Source organism: Nostoc sp., from assembly GCF_036919815.1.
Classification (GTDB): domain Bacteria; phylum Cyanobacteriota; class Cyanobacteriia; order Cyanobacteriales; family Nostocaceae; genus Nostoc.
The window spans coordinates 42239-65189 of sequence record NZ_JBALCE010000113.1 but is presented as its reverse complement, the minus strand read 5'-3'; the positions used below and the strand labels follow the sequence as shown (position 1 = coordinate 65189).

13 protein-coding genes and 1 pseudogene are annotated in these 22951 nt (G+C 42.1%); 8 read left to right on the top strand and 6 right to left on the bottom strand.

Annotation, left to right across the window (positions count from 1 at the left end):
- Window positions 1–11 precede the first annotated feature (11 nt).
- A complete protein-coding gene (locus tag V7K15_RS25815) occupies window positions 12–4787 on the top strand; it encodes a response regulator (protein ID WP_334910173.1) in 4776 nt (1591 codons plus the stop codon).
- Here the strand turns inward: V7K15_RS25815 and V7K15_RS25810 are convergent.
- On the bottom strand, window positions 4784–5200 hold the full coding sequence (locus V7K15_RS25810; protein ID WP_334910171.1) for an ATP-binding protein: 417 nt from the start codon (window positions 5198–5200) through the stop codon (window positions 4784–4786). The two genes, V7K15_RS25815 and V7K15_RS25810, sit on opposite strands and share 4 nt — an antisense overlap.
- A 150-nt stretch (window positions 5201–5350) precedes the next feature.
- On the opposite strand from V7K15_RS25810, the gene V7K15_RS25805 reads away from it, so the two are divergent.
- Window positions 5351–6541, top strand: coding sequence for a PP2C family protein-serine/threonine phosphatase (locus tag V7K15_RS25805; RefSeq protein ID WP_334910170.1), 1191 nt, complete (start codon window positions 5351–5353; stop codon window positions 6539–6541).
- A gap of 42 nt (window positions 6542–6583) precedes the next feature.
- Here V7K15_RS25805 and V7K15_RS25800 read toward each other — a convergent pair whose 3' ends face one another.
- The 3 genes from V7K15_RS25800 to V7K15_RS25790 form a co-directional block, all read right to left on the bottom strand.
- Window positions 6584–6910, bottom strand: a complete 327-nt coding sequence (locus V7K15_RS25800; protein ID WP_334910168.1) for an STAS domain-containing protein — start codon at window positions 6908–6910, stop codon at window positions 6584–6586.
- 163 nt (window positions 6911–7073) lie between these two features.
- Entirely contained in the window at window positions 7074–9086 is a 2013-nt protein-coding gene (locus V7K15_RS25795; protein WP_334910166.1) for a glycosyltransferase, read from the bottom strand.
- A 521-nt stretch (window positions 9087–9607) separates the two neighbouring features.
- A complete protein-coding gene (locus V7K15_RS25790) occupies window positions 9608–11038 on the bottom strand; it encodes a DUF3131 domain-containing protein (RefSeq protein WP_334910164.1) in 1431 nt (476 codons plus the stop codon).
- Between the two features lie 179 nt (window positions 11039–11217).
- On the opposite strand from V7K15_RS25790, the pseudogene V7K15_RS25785 reads away from it, so the two are divergent.
- Window positions 11218–11304, top strand: a pseudogene (locus tag V7K15_RS25785) (transposase DNA-binding-containing protein); the annotation flags it as partial.
- A 20-nt stretch (window positions 11305–11324) separates the two neighbouring features.
- Here V7K15_RS25785 and dnaG read toward each other — a convergent pair.
- A complete protein-coding gene (gene dnaG, locus V7K15_RS25780) occupies window positions 11325–13241 on the bottom strand; it encodes a DNA primase (RefSeq protein ID WP_334910162.1) in 1917 nt (638 codons plus the stop codon).
- 12 nt (window positions 13242–13253) lie between these two features.
- The gene (locus tag V7K15_RS25775) at window positions 13254–13448 is read right to left on the bottom strand and encodes a hypothetical protein (RefSeq protein WP_334910160.1); all 195 of its coding nucleotides are present in this window, start codon (window positions 13446–13448) and stop codon (window positions 13254–13256) included.
- Window positions 13449–13554: 106 nt separating this feature from the next.
- Here V7K15_RS25775 and tftA point away from each other — a divergent pair, with 106 nt between their 5' ends.
- From tftA to V7K15_RS25750, 5 genes are all read left to right on the top strand, one after another.
- Window positions 13555–14907: a hormogonium tapered terminus morphoprotein TftA gene (gene tftA / locus V7K15_RS25770; protein WP_334910158.1), complete on the top strand. Its 1353-nt coding sequence runs from the start codon at window positions 13555–13557 to the stop codon at window positions 14905–14907.
- Between the two features lie 483 nt (window positions 14908–15390).
- Window positions 15391–17991, top strand: coding sequence for a BsuBI/PstI family type II restriction endonuclease (locus V7K15_RS25765; protein ID WP_334910156.1), 2601 nt, complete (start codon window positions 15391–15393; stop codon window positions 17989–17991).
- Window positions 17992–18843: 852 nt separating this feature from the next.
- Entirely contained in the window at window positions 18844–20412 is a 1569-nt protein-coding gene (locus tag V7K15_RS25760; protein ID WP_334910154.1) for an ammonium transporter, read from the top strand.
- A 187-nt stretch (window positions 20413–20599) separates the two neighbouring features.
- Window positions 20600–21205, top strand: coding sequence for a flavodoxin family protein (locus tag V7K15_RS25755; RefSeq protein ID WP_334910152.1), 606 nt, complete (start codon window positions 20600–20602; stop codon window positions 21203–21205).
- A gap of 163 nt (window positions 21206–21368) precedes the next feature.
- Entirely contained in the window at window positions 21369–22667 is a 1299-nt protein-coding gene (locus V7K15_RS25750; protein WP_334910150.1) for a glycerophosphodiester phosphodiesterase, read from the top strand.
- Window positions 22668–22951 lie beyond the last annotated feature (284 nt).

Sequence of the window (22951 nt, the reverse complement as noted above, 5' to 3'; positions counted from 1 at the left end):
CGCCCATTTTTATGAAAGCACCATTACCTGATCACGAAACAGAGCGAATCGAATCTCTTTTGCAGTATAAGATCCTCGATACTCGTTCGGAAACTGCCTTTGATGACCTCACCCATTTAGCCTCATATATTTGTGGAACTCCCATTGCCTTAATCAGTTTAATTGATAGCGATCGCCAGTGGTTCAAGTCAAAAGTTGGAATGGAAGCTCTAGAAACACCGCGAGATGTGGCATTCTGCGCCCATGCGATTCTGCAACCTGAAGTTTTTATTGTCCCTGATGCCACAAAAGACGAAAGGTTTGCGACAAACCCGTTAGTCACCTCTGACCCAAATGTTCGGTTTTATGCTGGAGTACCACTGATTAACCCTGAAGGATATGGACTAGGAACACTTTGTGTAATTGACCATGTACCAAGAAACCTCTCTCCAGAACAAGTTGAAGCATTACGAATTCTAGGTCGCCAAGTAATCAAGCAACTAGAAATGCGGCGCAACTTAGCAAGTTTGGTATTGGCAAGTGATACACGCAAACAGTCACAGAAGGGACGCAAACAATTTTTTCAAAGAATAACCGCAGGGTTTGGGTTAGCGTTGGCAATTTTAATTCTGATTGGCACGCTCTTTTATCAGAGTAGAGAAGTTTTGATTAATACTAGTAACCAGTTGAACAACACTCAACTGACAATCAACAGCTTGCAAGAACTGCTGTCTAATATCAAGGATGCTGAAACAGGACAACGCGGTTATATACTCACTAGACAGGATGCGTATCTAAAACCATATCAGACAGCAATTACCAAACTTGCTCCCGAAATTAAGGAGCTAAGAAAATTAACAGCAGATGATCCTAAGCAACTGAGTCAACTCAACACCATTGAACCCCTGATCATAGTAAAACTGAACGAACTGAAAAAAACTATCTACTTGCGCCAGAATTTGGGATTAGATGCTGCATTGGAGGTAATAAATACAAATCAGGGAAATAACTTAATGAGTGATATCCGCAATATCATTCGTGAGATGGAAAACAAAGAGATAGAAGAACTTCAGCAGCAGTTAAAAATCACAAAAACTAGTACCCGTAATACTCTTCTGATACAGGCGATCGCTACTTGCCTAAGTTTTCTGATTTTAGCTATACTTTACTACTTCATTTATCGTCAGGTAAAACAGCGTAAATTAATAGAGGAGACACTGAACAAAGAACGCAACTTTATTTCAGCAGTCCTTGATACAGCCAGCGCTTTGGTAATAGTTATTGACACACAAGGGCAAATCGTTCGCTTCAATCAAGCTTGTGAACAAACAACAGGTTACTCATTTGATGAGGTGAGAGGAAGGCATTTCTGGAACTTGTTTCTACTCCCAGAAGAGATCGGGCCAGTTAAAGCAGTTTTTGAAGAGTTGCGATTTGGTGCAGGTGTCAAAGAATACGAAAACCATTGGGTAACTAAGGATGGCAGTCGGCGGCTGATTGCCTGGGCTAACGCTATTTTGCCAGACGATAAGGGCGACGTTGAATATATTATTGGCACAGGTATTGATATCACCGATGTCTACGAGGAGCTTCGGTTACGCAAACAAGCAGAACAGCATCTCAAAGCAGAGTATGCTACAACCCGCGTTTTAGCAGAGTCAACTACAATCAACGAAGCCATGCCCCAAATCCTCCAAGGAATCTGCGAAAGTTTGGGATGGGATTTAAGTGAATTTTGGATGCTAGATCAGCAAACTAATCTACTAAGTTTGCTAAATTCATGGTATGAAATCTCCTTCGAGATGCAACAATTTGACATCTTAAGTCGGCAGATCACGTTTGCACCCGGAATGGGGCTACCTGGTCGTGTCTGGGCTAGTGCTGAACCTGTTTGGATTACTGATGTCCTTAAAGATCAGAATTTCATCCGCTTTCAAATCGCTAGCGAAGCAGAACTGCACGGAGCTTTCGGTTTTCCGATCCGTAGTGGTAAAAAAATCCTCGGTGTGATTACCTGTTTTAGTCATCAGATCCAGCAACCTGACCCAGATTTGGCAAAGGTGATGAATTCTATTGGTGAGCAAGTAGGGCAGTTTATTGAGCGCAAGCAGTCAGAAGAACAAATTCAACGCCAAAACTTGCGATCGCAACTATTTACTGAAATCACCCTCAAGATTCGTCAGTCTTTGCAAATCAAAGAAATTCTCCAAATCACTGTTACAGAGGTACAAAAAATCATCCATAGCGATCGAGTGTTGATTTATCAACCTTTGGCAGATGCATCTGGAGCTACGGTGGTTGAGGCAGTAGTTTCTGGCTGGCTGGCAATCAAAGAGAAAAAGCTCACTGATACTTACTTTGAAGCAGAATACATCCAACAGTACCATCTACAGCAGTACCGTCAAAAACAGGATCTGGGGCTTGCTGAATTAGATATAGCTGAACTCCAAAAAACCCACATGGAATTACTGCAACAATTTGCAGTCAAGTCCAATCTGGTCATACCCATTCTTGTCAAAGAAGAACTCTGCGGTTTGCTGATTGTCCATCAGTGTAGCAGTTCCCGCCACTGGTCTAGCTTTGAAACTCATCTTTTACGGCAAATAGCTGACCAAGTAGGTATTGCCTTAGCCCAAGCTCAAATGTTAAACGCCGAAACTCAACAGCGACGAGAACTCGAAATTGCCCGTCACCAAGCTGAATTAGCTTCTCAAACCAAAAGTGCCTTTTTGGCGAACATGAGCCATGAAATTCGGACTCCGATGAATGCTGTGTTGGGGATGACAGGCTTAATGTTAGAAACTCCCCTCAACTCGGAGCAACGGGATTTTATCGAAACAATTCGCATTAGTGGAGACGCTCTCTTAAGCCTAATCAACGAAATTTTGGATTTGTCCAAACTTGAGTCTGGAGAAATGGCACTAGAAACTCTAGATTTTGACTTATCTACCTGTGTGGAAGAGGTGTTGGAATTATTGGCTCCCTCAGCCCATAAAAAGGGATTAGAAATTGCAGCGTTAATCTATAACAACGTCCCCACCTACCTTCAAGGGGATGCTGGCCGCCTGCGGCAAATTCTGATGAACCTGATCAGCAATGCGATCAAGTTCACCACCAATGGAGAGGTAGTATTACGAGCCGAATTGCGATCGCAAAACTCTACTACAGCCAGCATCTCTTTTGCGATCACAGATACCGGTCTTGGCATTACCCCTGAAGACCAATCCAAACTCTTTACCCCATTTACCCAAGTAGATGCTTCCACCACCCGCAAATATGGCGGCACAGGTTTGGGATTAGCCATCTGCAAGCAACTGGTGAGTTTGATGGGAGGAGAAATTGGCCTAGAAAGCCGGTTGGGGAAAGGATCTAAGTTTTGGTTTCAAGTAACCCTCGCCAAACAACTTCACCCTATTTCCTTAGAAGGCGATGGCTTCTCTACCAGACGCTACGAGAACCCCGAACTTTTGCTGAATCGCCGCTTATTAGTGGTGGATGATAATGCCACTAATCGCAAAATTATCCACCATCAAGCTATTCGTTGGGGGATGCTGGTCGATCAGGCTGCTTCGGCTACTACTGCACTCATTGCTATTCAGCAGGCTGCCAAGCAAAAAAATCTCTATGACGTTGCTGTGATTGATATGCAGATGCCAGAAATAGATGGCATGACTTTGGGAGAACAAATTAAGACAAATTCAGCGATCGCGGGGCTGCCTTTGATTATACTTACTTCTACTAATCAACGGGATGAAATCGAACGGGCGCTAAAAATCGGATTTGCGGCTTATTTGGTCAAACCTGTTAAGCCGTCCCGACTCCTCGATACCATCATGACTGTTTTAGGAATGCAGCCGGAAACAGAGGAGTCAGGAGTCAGAATACATTCCTCAGAATACATTCCTCATGAGTTAGAACTGAAAAATTACGAAAATAACAACAACTATCTTTCTCCTAGCTGCCCGCTCCTGGCTCCTGACTCCCCCAGACTAAGAATTCTCGTAGCTGAAGATAATCTGGTGAATCAGAAAGTTGCCTTGAAGCAACTGCAAAGCCTGGGTTATAGCGCTGATGTCGCTGGGAATGGGAAAGAAGTTTTGCAGTTATTAGAAAAAATTTCCTACGATTTAATTCTGATGGATTGCCAAATGCCAGTTCTCGACGGTTTAGAAACCACAAAAGAAATTCATAGTTGGCAAGAAAGCAGTTTTGCCAGTGGCCATCGTCCTGTAATCATTGCGATGACAGCTAATGCCATGAAAGAAGATCAACAAATGTGTCTAGATGCCGGCATGGACGACTATTTGAGCAAGCCAGTAATCAAAGAGAAATTGGCGGCGGCGGTAGAGCATTGGAGAAGTGTGATATTCAGGGCAAAAGAGGCAGCTGTCATAGAGCAGACAGTTTCTACGCCAGATGTAGGTTCAGTTGACCTCCTAATTGATTGGGAACGCTTGCATCAACTCTCAGAAAACAACCCAGAATTTGAATTGGAACTACTGCAAATATTTGTTGAAGATATTCAACCTCGTATAGAGGTAGTTAAAATAGCGATCGCAACTCATGATTTTCAGGAACTAGCGCTCCAAGCCCATCAAATTAAAGGTGCTAGTGCCAATATGGGAGCTACAACCATGCTTCTGGCCGCAGAAAAACTAGAACAATTCGCTCGCAACCAAGAGCGTCGAGGTACTACTAACTTCATCTCCGAATTAGAAGAGTTTATTAAACGCATCCAAGAATTTTTAATCAAGACTCCAAACTCCTGTACAGACACGATTAATCGCGTCTCTCCAAACTCCCTTTAATAATATTTACTAATAAATAAACAGCAACGATTATCTCCTGTCGGCTCATAACTAAATTTGTCGGCAATGGCGGACATGATTTTTAAACCACGACCGCGCTCTTGCTCATTCTCCTCAAATTCAAATGTTTGTTGCAATCGCTGCTCTAAGTCATAGGGTTCACCTTGAGACCAGATGCGAATTTCTATATATTCATTTAGCCGCACAGCTTCTATTTCAATAGGAGTTTCAATCGGTAAATTTTTGTGGGCATGTTCAACAATATTAGTAAAGCCTTCCATCAAAAGTGTTTGACATTGCCACCAAATTTGTTGATCGGCAATAGGTGGTTGATTCATCTGCTCAAACCAAGACAACACTTGGGGCGATGCTGTCAGGTCTGTGTTGACTTTTAGATAAATTTTATTTTTCACTTTTTAACCAATAAAATATTTTGAGATGATTATATTCGGTAATTAATTTATTTAATTTGAGTATTTTCACTATACGTTCCCAACTAAATTGCATATAAGTTAAATTAAAGCAGCTATTTACGGATGATTTTACTTAATAAAAATTAATTTATGTTTAAAATTCTGGTTATTGATGATGACCCGATAGTGCGAACAGTACTGAAAAGAACACTCCAAAAGCAGGGTTATGATACCAGTGTAGCCAGCAATGGCGAGGAAGGAATTGCACAAGCACAATTACTACATCCGGCTCTGATTATCTGTGACTGGATGATGTCCCAGCTAGATGGGTTAGAAGTTTGTCGTCGAATTAGAGCAAATCCACAATTAGCAACTACTTTTTTTATTCTATTGACTGCTAGGGGAGCAGCCCCAGGAGAGGAGGAAGATAGAGTTAAGGGACTTGACGCTGGAGCAGATGAGTTTATCTCTAAACCAATAGAGATGAATGAATTGAAAGCACGAGTAAGAGCAGGATTAAGGTTACACCAGCTGAATCAGGATTTACAAAGTCAAAAAGAAGCTTTGGAGACACTCAATCAGGATTTGCAAACCCAAAAGCAAATTTTGGAAGCAGAATTGGAACAGGCAGCTGATTATGTGCGATCGCTTTTACCTTCACCGCTTGTTGGAGCAGTAACTACAGAAAATCTGTTTATTCCCTCAGCACAGCTAGGGGGTGATTGCTTCGATCATCATTGGATTGACGAGGATAATTTAGCAATTTATTTGTTAGATGTATCAGGTCATGGCGTGGGTTCAGCCCTCCTATCTGTATCTGTCCTGAATGTTTTGCGATCGCAATCTCTACCAAACACTAACTTTTGTCAACCAAGTGAAGTCCTGAAAGCCCTCAATCACGCCTTCCAAATGACCAAGCACGGTGATAAATACTTCACAATCTGGTATGGAGTTTATCATCGCCTTAAACGTCAACTCATTTATGCCAACGCCGGACATCCACCAGCTTTACTGTTATCTACTACCTCTACAAGAAGCATCCAAGTTAAACAGCTAAGTTCTTTAGATTTACCAATCGGCTTTTTACCTGACGTTCAATTTGAGGATGCTGTTTTTGATATCAAAGAAAACAGCACTTTATACATCTTTAGTGATGGTGCTTATGAAATTAATCAGTCAGATGGGAAAATTTGGGGGATTGATGCTTTCATTGACTTACTAACCGAATATAGCCAGAAAGATAGTTGTAACCTCAATCAACTATTAGCGAAGATTATCACCTTAAATGCTCAAGATAATCTTGATGATGATTTATCTTTAGTAAAAGTTAAGTTTGGTTAGGATAGTCAAATCTGCATATTGAATTTCGTGTTGTCTAGCAGCTTATTGTGTTGTCCATATTTGGCGCTTGAATTCATCCTGGTCAGCAAAGGTTTTAAAAATTCTATCCATTTTAGTCAGTTCAAATAACATCCTGACTTGATCGCTGATCGAACAGACAAAAAGTCTACCATTAGCCTTTCGCATTATTTGCATTGCTGATACTAAAGCACCTAAACCAGAGCTATCAATAAAGTTTACTTCTTTAAGATCAAGCAACAAAATATTAGCTCCATCAGCCACAATGTTGCTAACTTCATGACGTAATTGATTACCTCTAATCCCATCTAAAATTCCAGATAATTCTAGGACTGTTACATTCAATTTCATGGGTTTATTGTCCGATTTTTTCTTGAGAAACTATATATTTATATTTTGGCATTGACCTAATGCAAACCGCAATAGATATAGGAATAAATCACATCTATTTTTAGAACCATAGTTTTGAAAATAGATTGGATTTACAAGTCAGGAGTCAGGAGTTATTTATTATTCACCTCTTCTTCCCCTGCTTGCCTCTTAAGTCTTCTTTTGGAGGCTGCCAAACAGATGCACGAATGATCGCCCACAAAAGTAACAAGTTATAGATAGCCCATGCCCCATTGATTAGGTAAACCCAAGGATTATTTAGATGATTAATTGCAAAGCGGTAAAGGCTCCACGATATTCCTAAAATAGTGAGGACAAAGATAAGTAGTTGGGGCCAAATTAGTTGGAGATACACTCCAGATTGTCGCTGCTTAGGTGTTACTTGGAATTTGATCTTGCTCCCAAAAAGCACACTTAATACGGCTTGGATAAACAAGGGAAATAAAGCGATCGCGTATTGCTCTGTTCGCCAAAGTTCTCTAGGTGGAATGCCCCAAGCAGCTGTAAGAAAAGTCAAGCGGTTGATAATAAAAGCTGGTAAGAAGTGTAGAGCGAAATCAAAACCGTAGGTTTTAACTGGAACAATGCCTGTGAAAAAATAGATGATTGGACAAGAAATAAAAACCAGAGTTGAAAAACCAGAGAAATAGCTATACATCGTCTGAAAATAGTGCAATCTTTGCCAGAATGTTAGCCCTGATTTTGTGAGCGGATTTTCTCTCATTAACACTTGGATAGTTCCTTGTGCCCAGCGTAGCCTCTGTTTCAGAGTAGAACTCAGGTCATCTGGCGCTAAACCTTCTGCCAAAAGTTCATTGTGATAAATAGATTTCCAGCCAGCACTATGCAGACGCATGGCTGTATTCATATCTTCGGTAATGCTATTACTCGATATCCCACCAACTAAATCAAATTCATTTAAACTTTTTTCGTCTTTGGTAAATTCCTCAGCAAAATTTTGCAGTCCGACACTAACTAATGCTTCCCGCCTCAGTATCGCATTTGTGCCCGTATAGAAGGCGGCATTCATGCCATCTTTACCCTGTTGGAGTGGCCCATAAAATAAATGTGCTTGATGCCCAAACGGATCGCCTGGAGGAATGTTGTGAAAATCTTGGGGTGTCTGTACAAAAGCAATTTTATTCGGCTCATATTTACCTATTAAAAGGTTATAGATGTAGAAATAAGGCAGAACTCGCTTGAGAAATTGTGGTTTGGGAATATGGTCAGCATCTAGGGTAAGAATAAACTGTCCTGAAGTTTCTCCAGAAAAAATCGCGTAATTGAGATTACCCGCTTTAGCGTGGTGGGGTACACCAGCTGGTTTGGGACGAGCAATGTAACGAAAACGAGCGAGTTCAAGTAGTTCGAGTTCTTTCTTGCGAATAGCCTCTTCTAAGGTTTTCCGTTCAGTAATTAAGCGATCGCTTATACTTTGATCAGCCGGAGATAACCAAAGTATAAGCGATCGCAGACTTTGCACAAATTCGGTAACAGACCGGTTAACTATTAGTTCTGATGATGATGTTTGCAGCCATTGTTCTGCGGCTTGAGTATTAGCTGTCAGATTTTCCAGTTGCTTGCGGCGCCCCAACAAATAAGAGTGTTCTGCATCAATTCTATTTGCTTCTTGTTGTAGTTGTGCTGACTGCAAATCTTCAAAACATAATCTTTCTGCCATAGCCCGCATATCAGCCGAGTTGCCATCATCCAGCACATAAACTCGTAACTTTATTGGCGGGTAATCCATCGCCAGAGCAGCTTTGGCAGTTTCTTCGACAATTTTGGGTGGTTCGTTGTAGCAGGTTACAAACACATCCACTGTTGGCCAGTCCAATTTGGGTAGAAGTGGGATCATCTGGTCTAGAGACTTAATCTGTCGGACTAAAGGACGCCACAAGCCAATTACAAACATTACGCCGCCAAAATAGCTATAAATTTCTGCTATTAGCAAAGGAATCGAGATCCACAGCGCATCAAAATTGATCGAATAGGTAATGCGCCATTGCAAATACCAGATACCAAAAATTAAATTTATTTCTGCTAAATAGCGAAATAATAGCGTTCTTTTTTTGAGTAACGAGCGGCTGTTACCAGAAAAACTTGAGGAATTATCAATAATAGAAACTGAAGTCATATAGGACTCACATTTTATTTTTGAAATACACGTAGTGGCGTGACAAAGCTAAAATGATGTCATTCGTGGTAGGGTGTGTTATGGCGTTAGCCTAACGCACCGTTTTTATGATCTATTGCGGTGCGTTAGCCTTCGGTATAACACACTCTAGATATACTTATATTTTTTCAAGAATCAAATCGGATTGCCATATTATACAATTTTGGATTTTGGATTGTGTACTCCTGCAAAGAAGCAAGCTACCTGTAGCGTCTCGTAGAGAAAGAGTTATGGGATCGGATTGCGATAGATGAAGCGATCGCAATGATTTTTCAAATTGGTATTAAACCTCATCTAAGTTGAGAACCGTAGTTTTCGCCCTCACCCTAAATTCCTCTCCCATATCTGGGAGAGGGACTTTGAAATTCTGGCTCCCCGAATCCCAGATATGGGATTCGGGGTTGGGGGATGAGGGCAAATCCTTTTCATCACCGAAGAACTATAGGTTTCAAGATAGACCTGGTTTAGTACCAATAATAAAATTAATAGACTATTGGATGCCTGCCTCTAACTTTATAAAGCAGACTTTCTAAAACGATCGCATTCGTATTAACGTCAACTGAAGCATTAACACCGAGTTGAGAATTTTCATATCGTCCTGAAAGATAACCACGATTTTTATCTGATAAATTTTGAACAAAGTCTCGCAGCATTTTCGTGTAAGGCTCATCTGGCATGAGAGCAAACCAAGAAAATGCTGCTTTCGTACTGAAAAACCGCAATTGGGGAAAAGCTTTTCCCCTAGTGTTCAGGACTTCCCAAGCTTTCCCATTGGCGTATACGCTGTAATAGAGAAAGTAAGGGGGACGATCCAAGGAATCCTCATTTATAGCAGTTAAAATTCCAGTACGCTTAAACCGTTGTTGTTGCACTTTCAAAAGATTTTGCACTTGAGGCTTGACAGCATCATTCCAACCCATTTCTAAACCCCAAAGCAAATAAGGATCATTTGTTAGGTAATTAGTAGCTCCAGAGTTTTTTAAATTCCGTTGATCGATTTGCAGAGTCACACCATCAACCTTAACCGTCTTTACTGGTGGATTGGAGAGAGCATTAGTAGCTTGAATATTCCACAGCTTTAGACTGTGAGCAGCGTATTGCTCGTAGCCTAATCGCCCTTCTTGCACTTCCAGAAGTCTGCCTGCTCTGGGGATACTACCATTTAACCAACCATCTTTAACAAGTTTCGATAGATTCCAGCGAGTGACGATGCGATTAATCCGATCGCTATATTCTGGATAATGCGATCGCATAACATGCAATCCTAATAAAAATCGCGCCATATCTATAACTGACCAGCCAGTTATCCCTTTAGGATCGGGGGTGTCATTGAGTTGGCGCATTTGGGCAGTACGCGTGCTATAAGCTTTATTGGGTAAACCAGTTGCAGGTAGCGGCAGTTTTTCCAACGTCTGTAGTAATGTGTTCATCCGCTTTTGAAACATATCTGGCGGCAATAACCCTAACTGGCGAGCCGCATGAATTCCTAATAAAGCGCTACCCTGATCCCACCAAGTTGTCCAGGGAAAGTTGTCTGCTGAATTTACTAAACCTGTTTGGGGATTCCAATTACGTTCAAAATATTTCCAAGCCCGCCCTCCGGCAATTTGATCAGCTGCTTGAGTCAATGGCAGTGGTGAGGTTTTCAGCGAAGGAGTAGCAGGTTTTTCTGGCGTAACTGTCGGTTTTGGTTTTAGCGGTAGTGGCGTGACTGTGGGAGCATTAGGTTGTGGAACGGTTTGTGGCGGTGGTGTTTGGACATCAGGGTTAAAGTTATTAGGGGCAGCAATGATCATAGATGGGGTAGGAGAGCATTGCCACATCGCGGTACTTGGACAAAGCAGGGGTTGTTGATTTGTCGTTGTGTACAAAACTGATTGCAAAATCATGCTTTTGATGACGCTTGTTGCCATTTAGATTTTCTTTGCCAACTCAGCAGGGGATAAGGGATTTCCAACAAATAAATTACTACTACTTGTGGGGTAGGCCGAAAAGCCCGCCTTTAGCTATGGGCGGGTGAGACACTCACCCCACAATAAGTAGTTGGATATTTTTTTATTTGTCAGTCCCTAAATAGCGGAAAGCCGATTTAGGCGATGCGAGAAGAAACAAGCGCCTTATACCTATGGTGGAAGATTTGGCGGCACAGCCAGCTAGTAGTGTACCCCAAGAAGAGTGAGGTTGGGCGTGAGTGCGAAGCTACAACAACTCCGTGATGCTAAATAACCGTTGTCGGTCTATTTTCTGAAGCTTGATTTTTTCAGCGTAGAAAGCCTGATAATAAGATTGATAACGCTCTGGTTCAGCTTCTGGATCAGTTTGTTGCCATAGTTCCAAAAAGTGACGATAGCGTTTTTCCAGCATTACCAAATCCATGCAAGCGATCGCAGCTTGAACCACTTGCAGAGTCCGAAGTATTTCTTTCTTCCATTTTTCGTTGAGATGAAACAGATACGACACTAATCCCAAGTCTTCTGATAATTCTAAATATATGTTTTCCAGAGTTGAAATTAAATCTACCTGTTCCACAGCTGTTTCTAAAATCTGTTGCCATAAAAATCGGTGGTGGGAAAGGCTAAATTGCAAATCTCGCTCCTCTAGTTCGTCAATAATCGCTTGACGCTGTTCAGGACAATGTAAGTAAATTCGCAGTAATAACGCCTCTGCGTGTTCTAAAAGACTGCGTTCTGTGGGAAGTGGAGAGTCAGAAACTTTGCCACCTCCCCATGCTTTCTTCGCTGACACGGGCTTAGTGTATGTAGCCGTAGCCGGCGCAATTTGAGTTAGCAGATTTTCGACTCGTAGGGGTAGAAGTCTGGTATCTCCCAAACTGAGTATGTCTGCACAATAAGAAACGTAATAATTTAGTGTATCGCTGTTCGCTATATTTTTAAGTAACTTGACTAATTGCTGAGTTACTTGCTGAAAATCAGTAGCCTGTTTTAAGTCTCGGTCTTGAATAATTTGCTGAATCTGCCAATTTAACCAAAGTGGCGCATTTTTTAGGAGTTCTCCATAATCTTCTGGAGTGTGGCTATACAAATATTCATCAGCATCTTTGCCATCGGGTAAATTGAGAATCTTTAACTGAACTTCGCCCTTATATGCTAATTCGGCAATTTCACCGATCGCCCGAACGGCTGCATTGGTTCCGGCTTTATCAGCATCAAAGTTGAGTACTAATTGTTTCGATTCGGTATAGCGTAATATTAACCGCACTTGTTCTAAGCTTAAGGCTGTACCGAGTGAGGCGACGGCATTATTAATACCAGCAGCGTGGAGAGCGATCGCATCAAAATATCCCTCTACCACCACCGCTTGATCGACTTGAGAAATCCCAGCTTTGGCTTGATCAAGGGCAAATAATGTTTTACCTTTACTAAAAAGTTCGGTTTCTGGGGAATTGAGATATTTAGGTTGTTCATCAGTCAGGGTTCTACCACCAAAGGCAATGACGCGCCCTTGGACATCACGGATGGGAATCATCAAGCGATCGCGGAATACATCATAATAACCGCCTCCTTCCTTACGTGGTTTAATCAATCCCGCTTTTTCCAGTATTTGCGCTGGGTAATGTTTATCTTCCACTAGATAACGATGGAGAGTTTCCCAACCTGCGGGGGCATAACCTAAACCAAATTGCTGTATAGTTTCTTCTTTGAGTTTACGGTTAGATTGTAAATATTGAATTGCCTTTTGCCCTTGGGATTGTCTGAGAGCGTGTTGGTAAAACTGTGCTGACGAAGCGAGAACTTCATACAACTGTTCACGCAAAGATAGTTGACGCTGTAATTCTTGGCGTTGTTCGGGTTCGAGAGTTTGTACAGGTACTTGGTAACGCCGTGCTAAATCTAGCACCACGTCAGGAAAAGAACGCTTTCCCAACTCCATCACAAACTTAATCGCATTTCCCGCAGCTTGACAGCCGAAGCAATAGTACATTTGCTTAGTTTGGCTGACGGTGAAGCTAGGAGATTTTTCGTCATGGAAGGGGCACAAACCGACAAAATCCTTTCCCCGTTTGCGTAAAACTACGTATTCCGAGACGACATCTACAATATCAGCCCTTAGTTTAACTTCCTCAATTGTGTCTGGGTGCAAGCGGGGGATTTGCATATATATATTTAGTTATTGGGCATTAGGCATGGGGCATGGGGCACTTGTACTGAGCGTTGCCGAAGTATTGGGCATGGGGCATTGCTCAATAATTAATAGTTCTTCTTCCCCCACTCCCATTCGGCTACGCCCTTCGACTACGCTCAGGACAAGCTCACGGCAAGCCCACTCCCCACTCCCTGGGCATGAACTTTGAAAAAAGGACAAAGGACAAATGACTTTGGGCTTCTGATCGCTATTATATTCTTGTTGCTAGAGCAAGAATGATGTATAGAATTGCTTACACTTAATTTTACCAGAGGAAATACTGAAAATGGGACGTATTTTTATATCGGCGGCTCATGGAGGCAAAGAAGCTAGAGGAATTGATGCAGGTGCGATCGTAGGTGGTACAAGTGAAGCTAAAGAAATGATTTTGCTACGGGATTTGATTGTCACGGAGCTGAGAGCGCGGAATTTGGAAATTTTGGCGGTTCCTGATGACTTGAGTGCCGTCCAAACTATCGCCTGGATCAATTCCCGTAGTCGCCCTGGTAATATCGCCCTAGAAATTGAATCTAATGCGGCTAACAGCCCTTCTGTGCGTGGGGCTAGCGTCTTTTACATTGCTAATAATAGCGATCGCAAGAGTAATGCTGAACAGTTGCTAATCGGCTTGTTGCGCCGCGTACCACAACTACCGAATCGGGGAGTCAAGCCAGATACAGATAGTGGGTTAGGTAGTTTAGCATTCTGTCGCCAGACAACGCTTCCAGCTTTGGTGATGCAAGTGGGGTTTCTTAGCAATCCAGAGGATCGGGCTTTGCTGCAAACTCGTCGCCGCGATTTTGCTTTGGGAATTGTCGATGGACTTGTAACTTGGAGTCGTGTGATTGACCCCACTCCTGGAACTCCGACCGAAGCGGATTATCCGGCAATTAATATTAATATTAATGGGCAAAGTTATACAGAGCAAGGGGTTTTAGTTAATGGTAATGCTTACATCCCCATTGATTTAGTAGACCTTCTACGGATTGACCTTTCAAAAGCAGCTAATGTCAATCGGATTACCTATCACAAAGTAGTTTATGTTAAAGCGATCGAACTGCGAGATTTTAAGATTGCAGTTAGTTGGGATGCGGCAAGTCATACTGTCAGCTTGCGCTCGAATTTGACGGTTTGCCCTGGTCAATTTGACCGAGTGATGTCGAACGGTAATACTTCAGAAGTACAGTTACAATTATTCCTCAAAAACAATAATGACAATGCTTTGGTAAAGTTTCCTGACATCCCAAAACTTTATCGGGAAGAAGCAGGTATGGAGGGAGTAAACTATGATATTGCCTTTTGCCAAATGTGTTTAGAAACTGGATTTTTACGGTTTGGTGGTGATATTAGACCTGAGCAAAATAACTTTGCTGGGTTAGGTGCGATCGGTGGAGGTTCGGAGGCTGCATCTTTTCCAAGTGCGAGAATTGGAGTGAGGGCGCACATCCAACATTTGAAAGCTTACGCCAGTTTAGAACCTTTGGTACAAGAAGTAGTAGATCCCAGGTTTCGCTTTGTCACACGCGGGATTGCAACATTAATTGATCAGCTATCAGGGCGGTGGTCAGCAGATTTGGATTATGGTACGAAGATTTCAGCAATGCTCAAACGATTATATGAATCAGCAGGACTTCTTTGAGTATTGAGTAAATAAACTTGCACTAATTACTTGATCCCTCTCTTCCTTCTCTACCTTGCGCTGCGCGTACTCCTGCGGAGGACAAGCTACACGTAGTGTCTCGTAAAGAAGGCGTACTTGGCGTACTTGGCGTACTTGGCGGTTCGTTTAATAAATAAATATTAAATGCATCCTCATAGCAAAATGTTAGAGGATGTTTTAAAAGCCCTCTGTTCGGTATAAAAACGTTTTAGATCCCCCTTAAAAAGGGGGATTTTGATTCTGGTTCCCCCCTTTTTAAGGTGAGCCAGCGCGGGAACAGGGGGTTTCTCCCATGAGCGACTGGCGTGGGTTAGGGGGGATCAATAAGTGCCTAAAATTACACCCAACCACTTTTAAAACATCCTCTTATAAGGTTCTGCACGGCGCGATCGCAAACGTGGTCTGCTTCAGCATAAAAATGCCATAAAGTTGTAAACTTGATAGCAATTAAGAAGACAGACCGTGATCGTCCCATCAAGCAGTAGAGCGTTAGTCGCAAGTCATAACAGTAGTTTCGGGTTTACCAGCCTCGCAAAACTATCAAGTGGAAACTTGCTTGCAGAAGTCGATCTTCGTCGGGCTGTAGTAAGTTTAAAGCTAAGGCAAGATAAAAAAGTGTCGATGGGTCAGTTTCTGACTCCCGGCTCAGTAGCCCAATTGATGGCTGGGATGTTTAATCGGCTGGATTTGCCGGAAATATCCTTACTTGATGCTGGAGCCGGAATCGGTTCATTATTAGCCGCTTTTGTAGCAAAAGTATGCCAGCAGGAAAAACAAACGTCAAGTTTGCGCGTTGTAGCCTATGAAATTGACCCTTTTTTAATTGGATATTTGCATCAGACTTTAAAACTATGTGAGAGAGAATGTGAAAATGTAGGTATTTCCTTCAATTACGAAATTCGTGAGACTGATTTTATCGAAGATGCAGTCAGGCTACTTCAACTTGGTTTATTGAATAGTGCGATGCCTACGGCGGTAAACTACGCAACAGAATTTACCCATGCTATTCTCAACCCGCCTTATTTGAAAATCAATGCTCATTCCCAGGTGCGCGAATTGCTGCGTTCCATCGGTTTGGAAACTAGCAATCTTTATACTGGTTTTATGGCTGCTACAGCACAACTTCTAAAACCAAGTGGGGAGTTTGTAGCGATTACCCCGCGCAGTTTTTGTAATGGGCCATATTTCCGTGACTTCCGCAAGATGTTTTTAGAGATGATGGCTTTAGAGCAAGTACATCTTTTTGAGTCGCGCCAAGAAACATTTAGTGACGATGATGTTTTACAGGAAACTATCATCATCCAAGCTACAAAACAAAGACAAAAGTCTAGCAGCGTAATTATCAATACCAGTTATGGCGCTAATGATGACTTGATCCTATCACACTCTGTACCATATTCGGAGTTAGTTCACCCCAATGATTTAGAGCAGTTTATTTATATTATTCCAGATAAGATTAGCCAGCAAATCGTTCAAAGAATGGAACTTTTTACCTGTACGTTGAAAGATTTAGGGCTAACGGTTTCAACCGGACGGGTAGTAGATTTTCGTGCAAAAGAGTACTTAAGGAAAAATCCAGAAAACAATACTGTCCCTTTAATTTATCCGGTGAATTTATCGAATGGATATGTAGAGTACCCAAAAATAACCAAAAAACCCCAAGCGATAGTTCATATAAAAGAAACAGCGAATCTTCTGATACCAAACGAACATTACGTCATATCCAAAAGATTCTCATCGAAAGAAGAGAAAAGGCGTGTGGTTGCGGTGGTTTATGATGCCAGCCAATTTAATTATGCCTATGTCGGCTTTGAAAATCACTTGAATTACTTTCACAAAGATGGGCATGGACTTAGTATTACCTTGGCTCGTGGGCTTGCTGTTTATCTCAATTCAACTCTAGTCGATGCTTTTTTTCGGTTGTTCAATGGGCATACTCAGGTCAATGCAACAGATTTGCGAAAATTAAATTATCCTAATTTGGAACAGCTATTGTCTTTAGGAACAGGGATTAAAGAGGAGTTTCCTTCTGTGCGGGAAATTGATCAACTTATCGAAAATCAGCTATTGAGTATGTCGAACTTATCAGATAATAATCTAATTACAACTAAGTCTCGAATTGATGAAGCGCTGCAAATATTGACACAATTAGGCTTTCCACAAGCACAGCTTAATGAACGATCAGCTTTAACTCTCTTGGCGTTGCTTGACTTAAAACCGACAGACTCTTGGCAATTAGCAACTTACCCTTTGATGGGAATTACGCCGATGATGAACTTTATGGGTCAATATTATGGCAAAACCTATAAGCCCAACACACGGGAAACAGTTCGCCGCCAGACAGTACATCAATTTCTGGATGCAGCTTTGATAGTTGCTAATCCAGATGATTTAAGCCGCGCTATTAACAGTCCTAAAACTGTATATCAAATTGAAAACAGTGCGCTTGAACTAATACGAACCTATGGTACTGAGGAATGGGAAAAGAGCATCAACACCTACCTTGCTTCAATTGAAACTCTGAAAAAGCAATATGCTCAAGAGCGCGAAATGTCTCGTATTCCGATAGTAGTTAATGGAGAAATTAAAACTTTATCGCCAGGTGGTCAGAATATTCTGATTGAAAAAATTATTAATGATTTTGCCCTTTGTTTTACCCCTAATGGAAAGCTCATCTATATTGGTGATACAGATGAAAAGTTCACCTACTTTGATGAAGCTACATTGACAGATTTGGGCGTTAACATCGATTCCCACGGGAAAATGCCAGATGTGATCATTCACTTCACAACAAATAACTGGTTGGTGCTGATTGAAGCTGTAACCTCGCATGGACCAATTAATCCGAAGCGGAAGAAGGAACTTGAAGTCTTATTCAGAGGTGTCCAAATACCTCTGGTAATGGTAACAACATTTCTCAGTCGTAAGGCAATGGTGGCATATTTGGCAGAGATTGCTTGGGAAACAGATGTTTGGGTTGCTGAAGATTCAACTCACCTGATTCATTTCAATGGTGAATATCTATTGCAGGCTTACCAAATAGAGAACAAGCAAACTTCCTGAATATACAGGATAATTCAGGTGTCTGTTGTTTGCTATCACTAAAATGCCCGTAATCAAACTGGCTAACAGCTGTGATCGCACACAGCAGCAAGAAAATACCAACCTGATAGTTGCACATTTGTTTTACAAATCTATGACAAATTAATGACGCAAATGTGACGAGATTGATTATGCTACTTATAAGTAACAATTTCTTGACTTATTGTATATAAAATTAATAAAATTCTGGATGGCTTTATTTTAATATCGGGAAATACTGATACTGTAAAGGATACAACTGTTCTATCTGATGTAGCGAGAGTAACTTCCGGGAACTTACCTGAAAAAATGTATTAAAAGATACATTTTTTTGGAGTAACTAAGTAAATAATTAGTCAAATTTATTAGTTTATTCCTGTCGGTAAACCGTTAGATTTTTCCCAATATCAGGATTTTTGATATTAAAAAACTGTGGTCAACGTATTGTCGAAAAACTTCGTTGATGCGGATGCTGCTGCAATTATTCTAGCGTGTTCGACTGTCGATTTCGAGACAATTATGCTCAAGTGTATTTAACATAAATACATTCAGATTTTTCCTCAGCAGCTTTTTTGACAATTGAGATTGGGGTTGTTTAAAAATACATTACCTTGATGGAGGTTTTACTTAGTGGGTAACAATAGAAACAGACTAAAAACTATCTTATTTAAGGCTTGTAGTTCTTTAGGAAAAAATAGCTTAAATTGCCTCAACATATTTGGCTATTTGGTAACAAGCTTTATTGTCTTTTTCGTGAAGGTGGGATCTAGCCCACTAAAGAAAGGCTTTTTCCTCTTTAAGGATCAGCAATTCCCCACAATCAAGAAAATGCCGATGACTGTTGGGCAAAGTCAGCAAGTTAACAAGTTGACACGATTACGACAGCGTTTACGTGACCCAGAGTGGAGGCGCTATGGTTACTTACTACTGCTGGGCAAGGCAATGGCTATCATCATGCTGTTCATGGTATTTGCCTTCATCCCCAATTTGATAGTTACACCAGTTCTGGCAGCTGATCCAGTACTCAGAGGGAATGACATCGTTAACCCGATTAATACACTCTGGACACTGCTAGCAGCCTTCCTAGTATTCGCAATGCAGGTAGGTTTTACGATGCTGGAAGCGGGTTTCTGTCGCTCTCGTGAAACCGTGAACGTCTTGATGGAGTGCATCGTTGACACCTGTCTTTGCGGGTTACTGTTCTATGCGTGGGGCTTTGCTTTCATGTTCAGTCATGGTAATGGCTTGATTGGGCTGAATTGGTTTTTATTGCAAGGGTCTCCTGCCACCTATGAAAGTACAGGCGTAGCATTTCTGGCATTTTGGCTGTTTCAGTTCGCTTTTGCAGACACCTGCTCGACGATTACCTCTGGGGCGATGATTGGGCGGACAGGGTTTATTGGCGATATTCTCTACAGCATTGGCGTTTCTGGATTCATCTACCCAATTATCGGACACTGGGCTTGGGGTCCAGACGGTTTTCTGGCAACGATGGGCAGCAAAGACGGTTTCCTGCCTTTCTTGGGAATTGGCTTCCATGACTTTGCAGGCTCTACAGTTGTTCACACCATTGGGGGATTCATTGCCCTGGCGGGTGCGATCGCTCTCGGTCCACGTTTGGGTCGGAGGTTCAAGCGCGACGGTGGCGGGCCGATGTTGCCCCATGATCTTGTAATTGCGGCTTCCGGCGGTCTGATTCTGTGGTTCGGCTGGTACGGTTTCAACCCCGGCTCGACACTTTCGGCGATGGACTTTGTGGGGACTGGACGGGTTGCCGCTAATACTACCTTGGCAGCATGTACAGGCGGTCTGTCAGCACTGTTTTTCGCTTATCCGAAAACAAAAAAGTGGGATTTGAGTTTCACAGTCAACGGCTTCTTGGCGGGCTTGGTTGCGATCACTTGTCCTTGCTATTGGGTGAATCCGACAGGTTCTATTATCATTGGGGCGATCGCTGGCGTAGTTGTAATTCTAGGAATAGACCTCTTGGAATGGCTTCGGATTGACGATCCCATCGGTGCAGTTCCTGTACATGGTTTTTGCGGCATCTGGGGAACGTGGTCACTCGGCTTGTTTGCCACTGGTGAATTTGGCGCGACTGGCCCGATCGCACCTGATGTCTCTGCACCGTTAAGAGGTTTGTTTTATGGTGGGGGGATACAGGTGTTGAGCGCACAAGTTATCGGCAACCTCATTATTACTGTGTCTACATTCGCTCTGGCAATGGGGTTGATGTATTTAGTAAATTTGACCGGGACTCTGCGTGTGTCGAAAGAAGGCGAATTGGAAGGTTTGGATTTACACGAGCATGGCATACCAGCCTACCCTGAATATGTCATTAGTTCAGCAGCTAACCCTGGCAGTTCTCCATTAGAAGAAGTGAATAAGCCAAGCGTACTCTAAATAGAGATTATGCCAAAAATCTATCGGTTTTCATCCCCATCACTCGGTGGGGCTTTTTTGTGGAATACGTGTAATCGGTGCGTCAAAATATTGAGTTGATATTAGGCGGCAGGTCTTTAAGATTAACTACTTTACTTTCTTAGCCATTAGTCCTTATGATATTCCTCGTTCAGTTTCAGTCAAAAATTTGACTAAAGCTCTTATGCCAACCATTGCGATCGTCTATTTCTCTGGTACAGGTCATACTCATCTTATGGCCCAAGCTATTGCCGAAGGTGCTGTGAAAGTTGAAGACACCACTGTTGAATTATTGCGGATTACTGGAGAGCAGATTATCAATGGTCGTTGGAAAAACGATCAGGGAATAGCAACTCTCAATCAAGCTGATGCAATTGTTTTTGGCTCTCCTACCTACATGGGTGGTGTAGCAGCTCAGTTAAAGGCGTTTATCGATGCCGCTAGCGAAGTTTGGTTCCGACACGGATGGAAAGACAAAATTGCTGCGGGATTTACACACTCTAGCTCTCCTAGTGGTGATAAGCAAGGTACACTCCTCTATTTAGCTACCAATGCAGCCCAGCACGGCATGATTTGGGTAAATGTCGGCGATTTACAAAGCTTTTTGTCTGGTAAAGATGATGGGGTGAATCGACTGGGGGGATTTTTAGGTGTTATGGGTCAAAGCGAACTTGATACTAGCGGTAAAGAACCACTGTTAGATCCGGGTGATTACCTGACTTCACTAAGGTTTGGGCAACGCATTGCAGAGGTAACTAAACGTTGGGTTAACTAGCTGCTGATTGCAGAACTTAAACTCTCGTAAACCTTGTTTTAACCTCGAACTCTCAAACTAGAAAGCATAGATTTGGGAGTTTTTAAATATGCTTCGATTCAAAGCTTATGTATCATTTTTGTGCTTTTTTCTAGCATTATCAGTTTCAGTCATTCTAGGGAGTATGAATTTTGTTCAGGCTATTGACAGCCGTAACCCAAAGCTTCCCAAGCTAAATACTCTATACGGACAACCGCCGATAGTAATCGGTCATCGCGGCGGTGGAACTGGTTATCGTCCAGAACATACGGTGGGAGATTTTGGACGTGATCTGATTGGCTCTCACAACTTAGGAATTGAATTTGGTGCAGACTACATTGAACCTGATTTGGTAGTAACCAAAGATGGAGTCCTGATTGTTCGCCACGAACCTCTATTGGCAACTGTGAAAACAGATAACAATGGCAAGATTGTTTACGATGATCGTGGGAAACCTACTATCCAAGAAGCCACAACAAACGTTGCCGATGTTTCCGAATTTGCTAAACGTCTAACAACCAAAGTCCTTGACGGGAATCGTGTTACAGGTTGGTTTGCAGAAGACTTTACTTTAGCTGAGATTAAGAAACTACGGGCAATCGAGCGCCTGCCCAAGATTCGTCCTCAGAATACTAAGTATAATGGTGTGTTCCAAATCCCTACTTTTGATGAAGTTATCAATCTTGCCAAACGCAGCGAAGCAAAAACTGGTCGGGTGCTTGGTATCTATCCCGAAACCAAGCACCCGACATATTTTGCGGAAGCTGGTAAATATTTAGATGGCACTCCTATCCATGTGAATACTTCACAACTTCTGATTAATCGCTTGGTTGCCAACGGCTACACTAATCGCGATCGCATTTTTATTCAATCTTTTGAAGTCTCTAATCTGAAAGAATTAAAAAATAAGATCATGCCTGCTGCTGGAGTCGATATTCCTCTGATTCAGTTAATTGATAGTAGTAGCGCTCCTTATGACTTTATTTATCATAAGGTTCCTCAAACTTACGCTGATCTGATCACTCCTAAAGGGTTGACTCAAGTTAAAACTTACGCAACCGGAATTGGCCCTGACAAACGGCTAATTGTGCCTGCGTCTGCACGATTGAATAACCAAGGTCAACCGATTGATATTAATGGAGATGGGCTGATTAGCGATGCTGATAAGTTCCTCGGAAAGCCAACTTCCTTAGTTAGTGATGCTCATAATGCTGGCTTGCTACTCCATCCTTACACCTTCCGCAGCGATTCATATTTTCTGTCCCCTGACTACCACGGGCAACCTCTTCGTGAGTTTGAACAGTTCATTAAGTTAGGAATAGATGGCTATTTTACTGACTTTGCTAATTTTGGATACGTTGCCAAGCAACAAGCGTTACATCGTCCCGTGAATCTCAAAGAATTAGAATATGGCAGCTTTCAAAAATCAACTAACCCACAGTAAGGTTTACACCTGAACTACGGCAAATGACTCAGCGATCACTCTTGCTCAAAAAACACCTCAAATAACTACCAAGATCGAAAAACTGGTTAAGAAGATGTTTGAAAAGTATTATTGCTAACATCAAAGCATCAGGAACCTAACCCCCCTAGCCCCTCTTCCCTATGAGGGAATGGGGGTTTCAAAGCCTCTCGACCCTTGTCTGACGACAGGCTGACGCCAACGGGGAGAGGTTTGGAGAGGGGTTTTTAATATACTTTACGACTTTTCAAACATCCTCTAAGCTC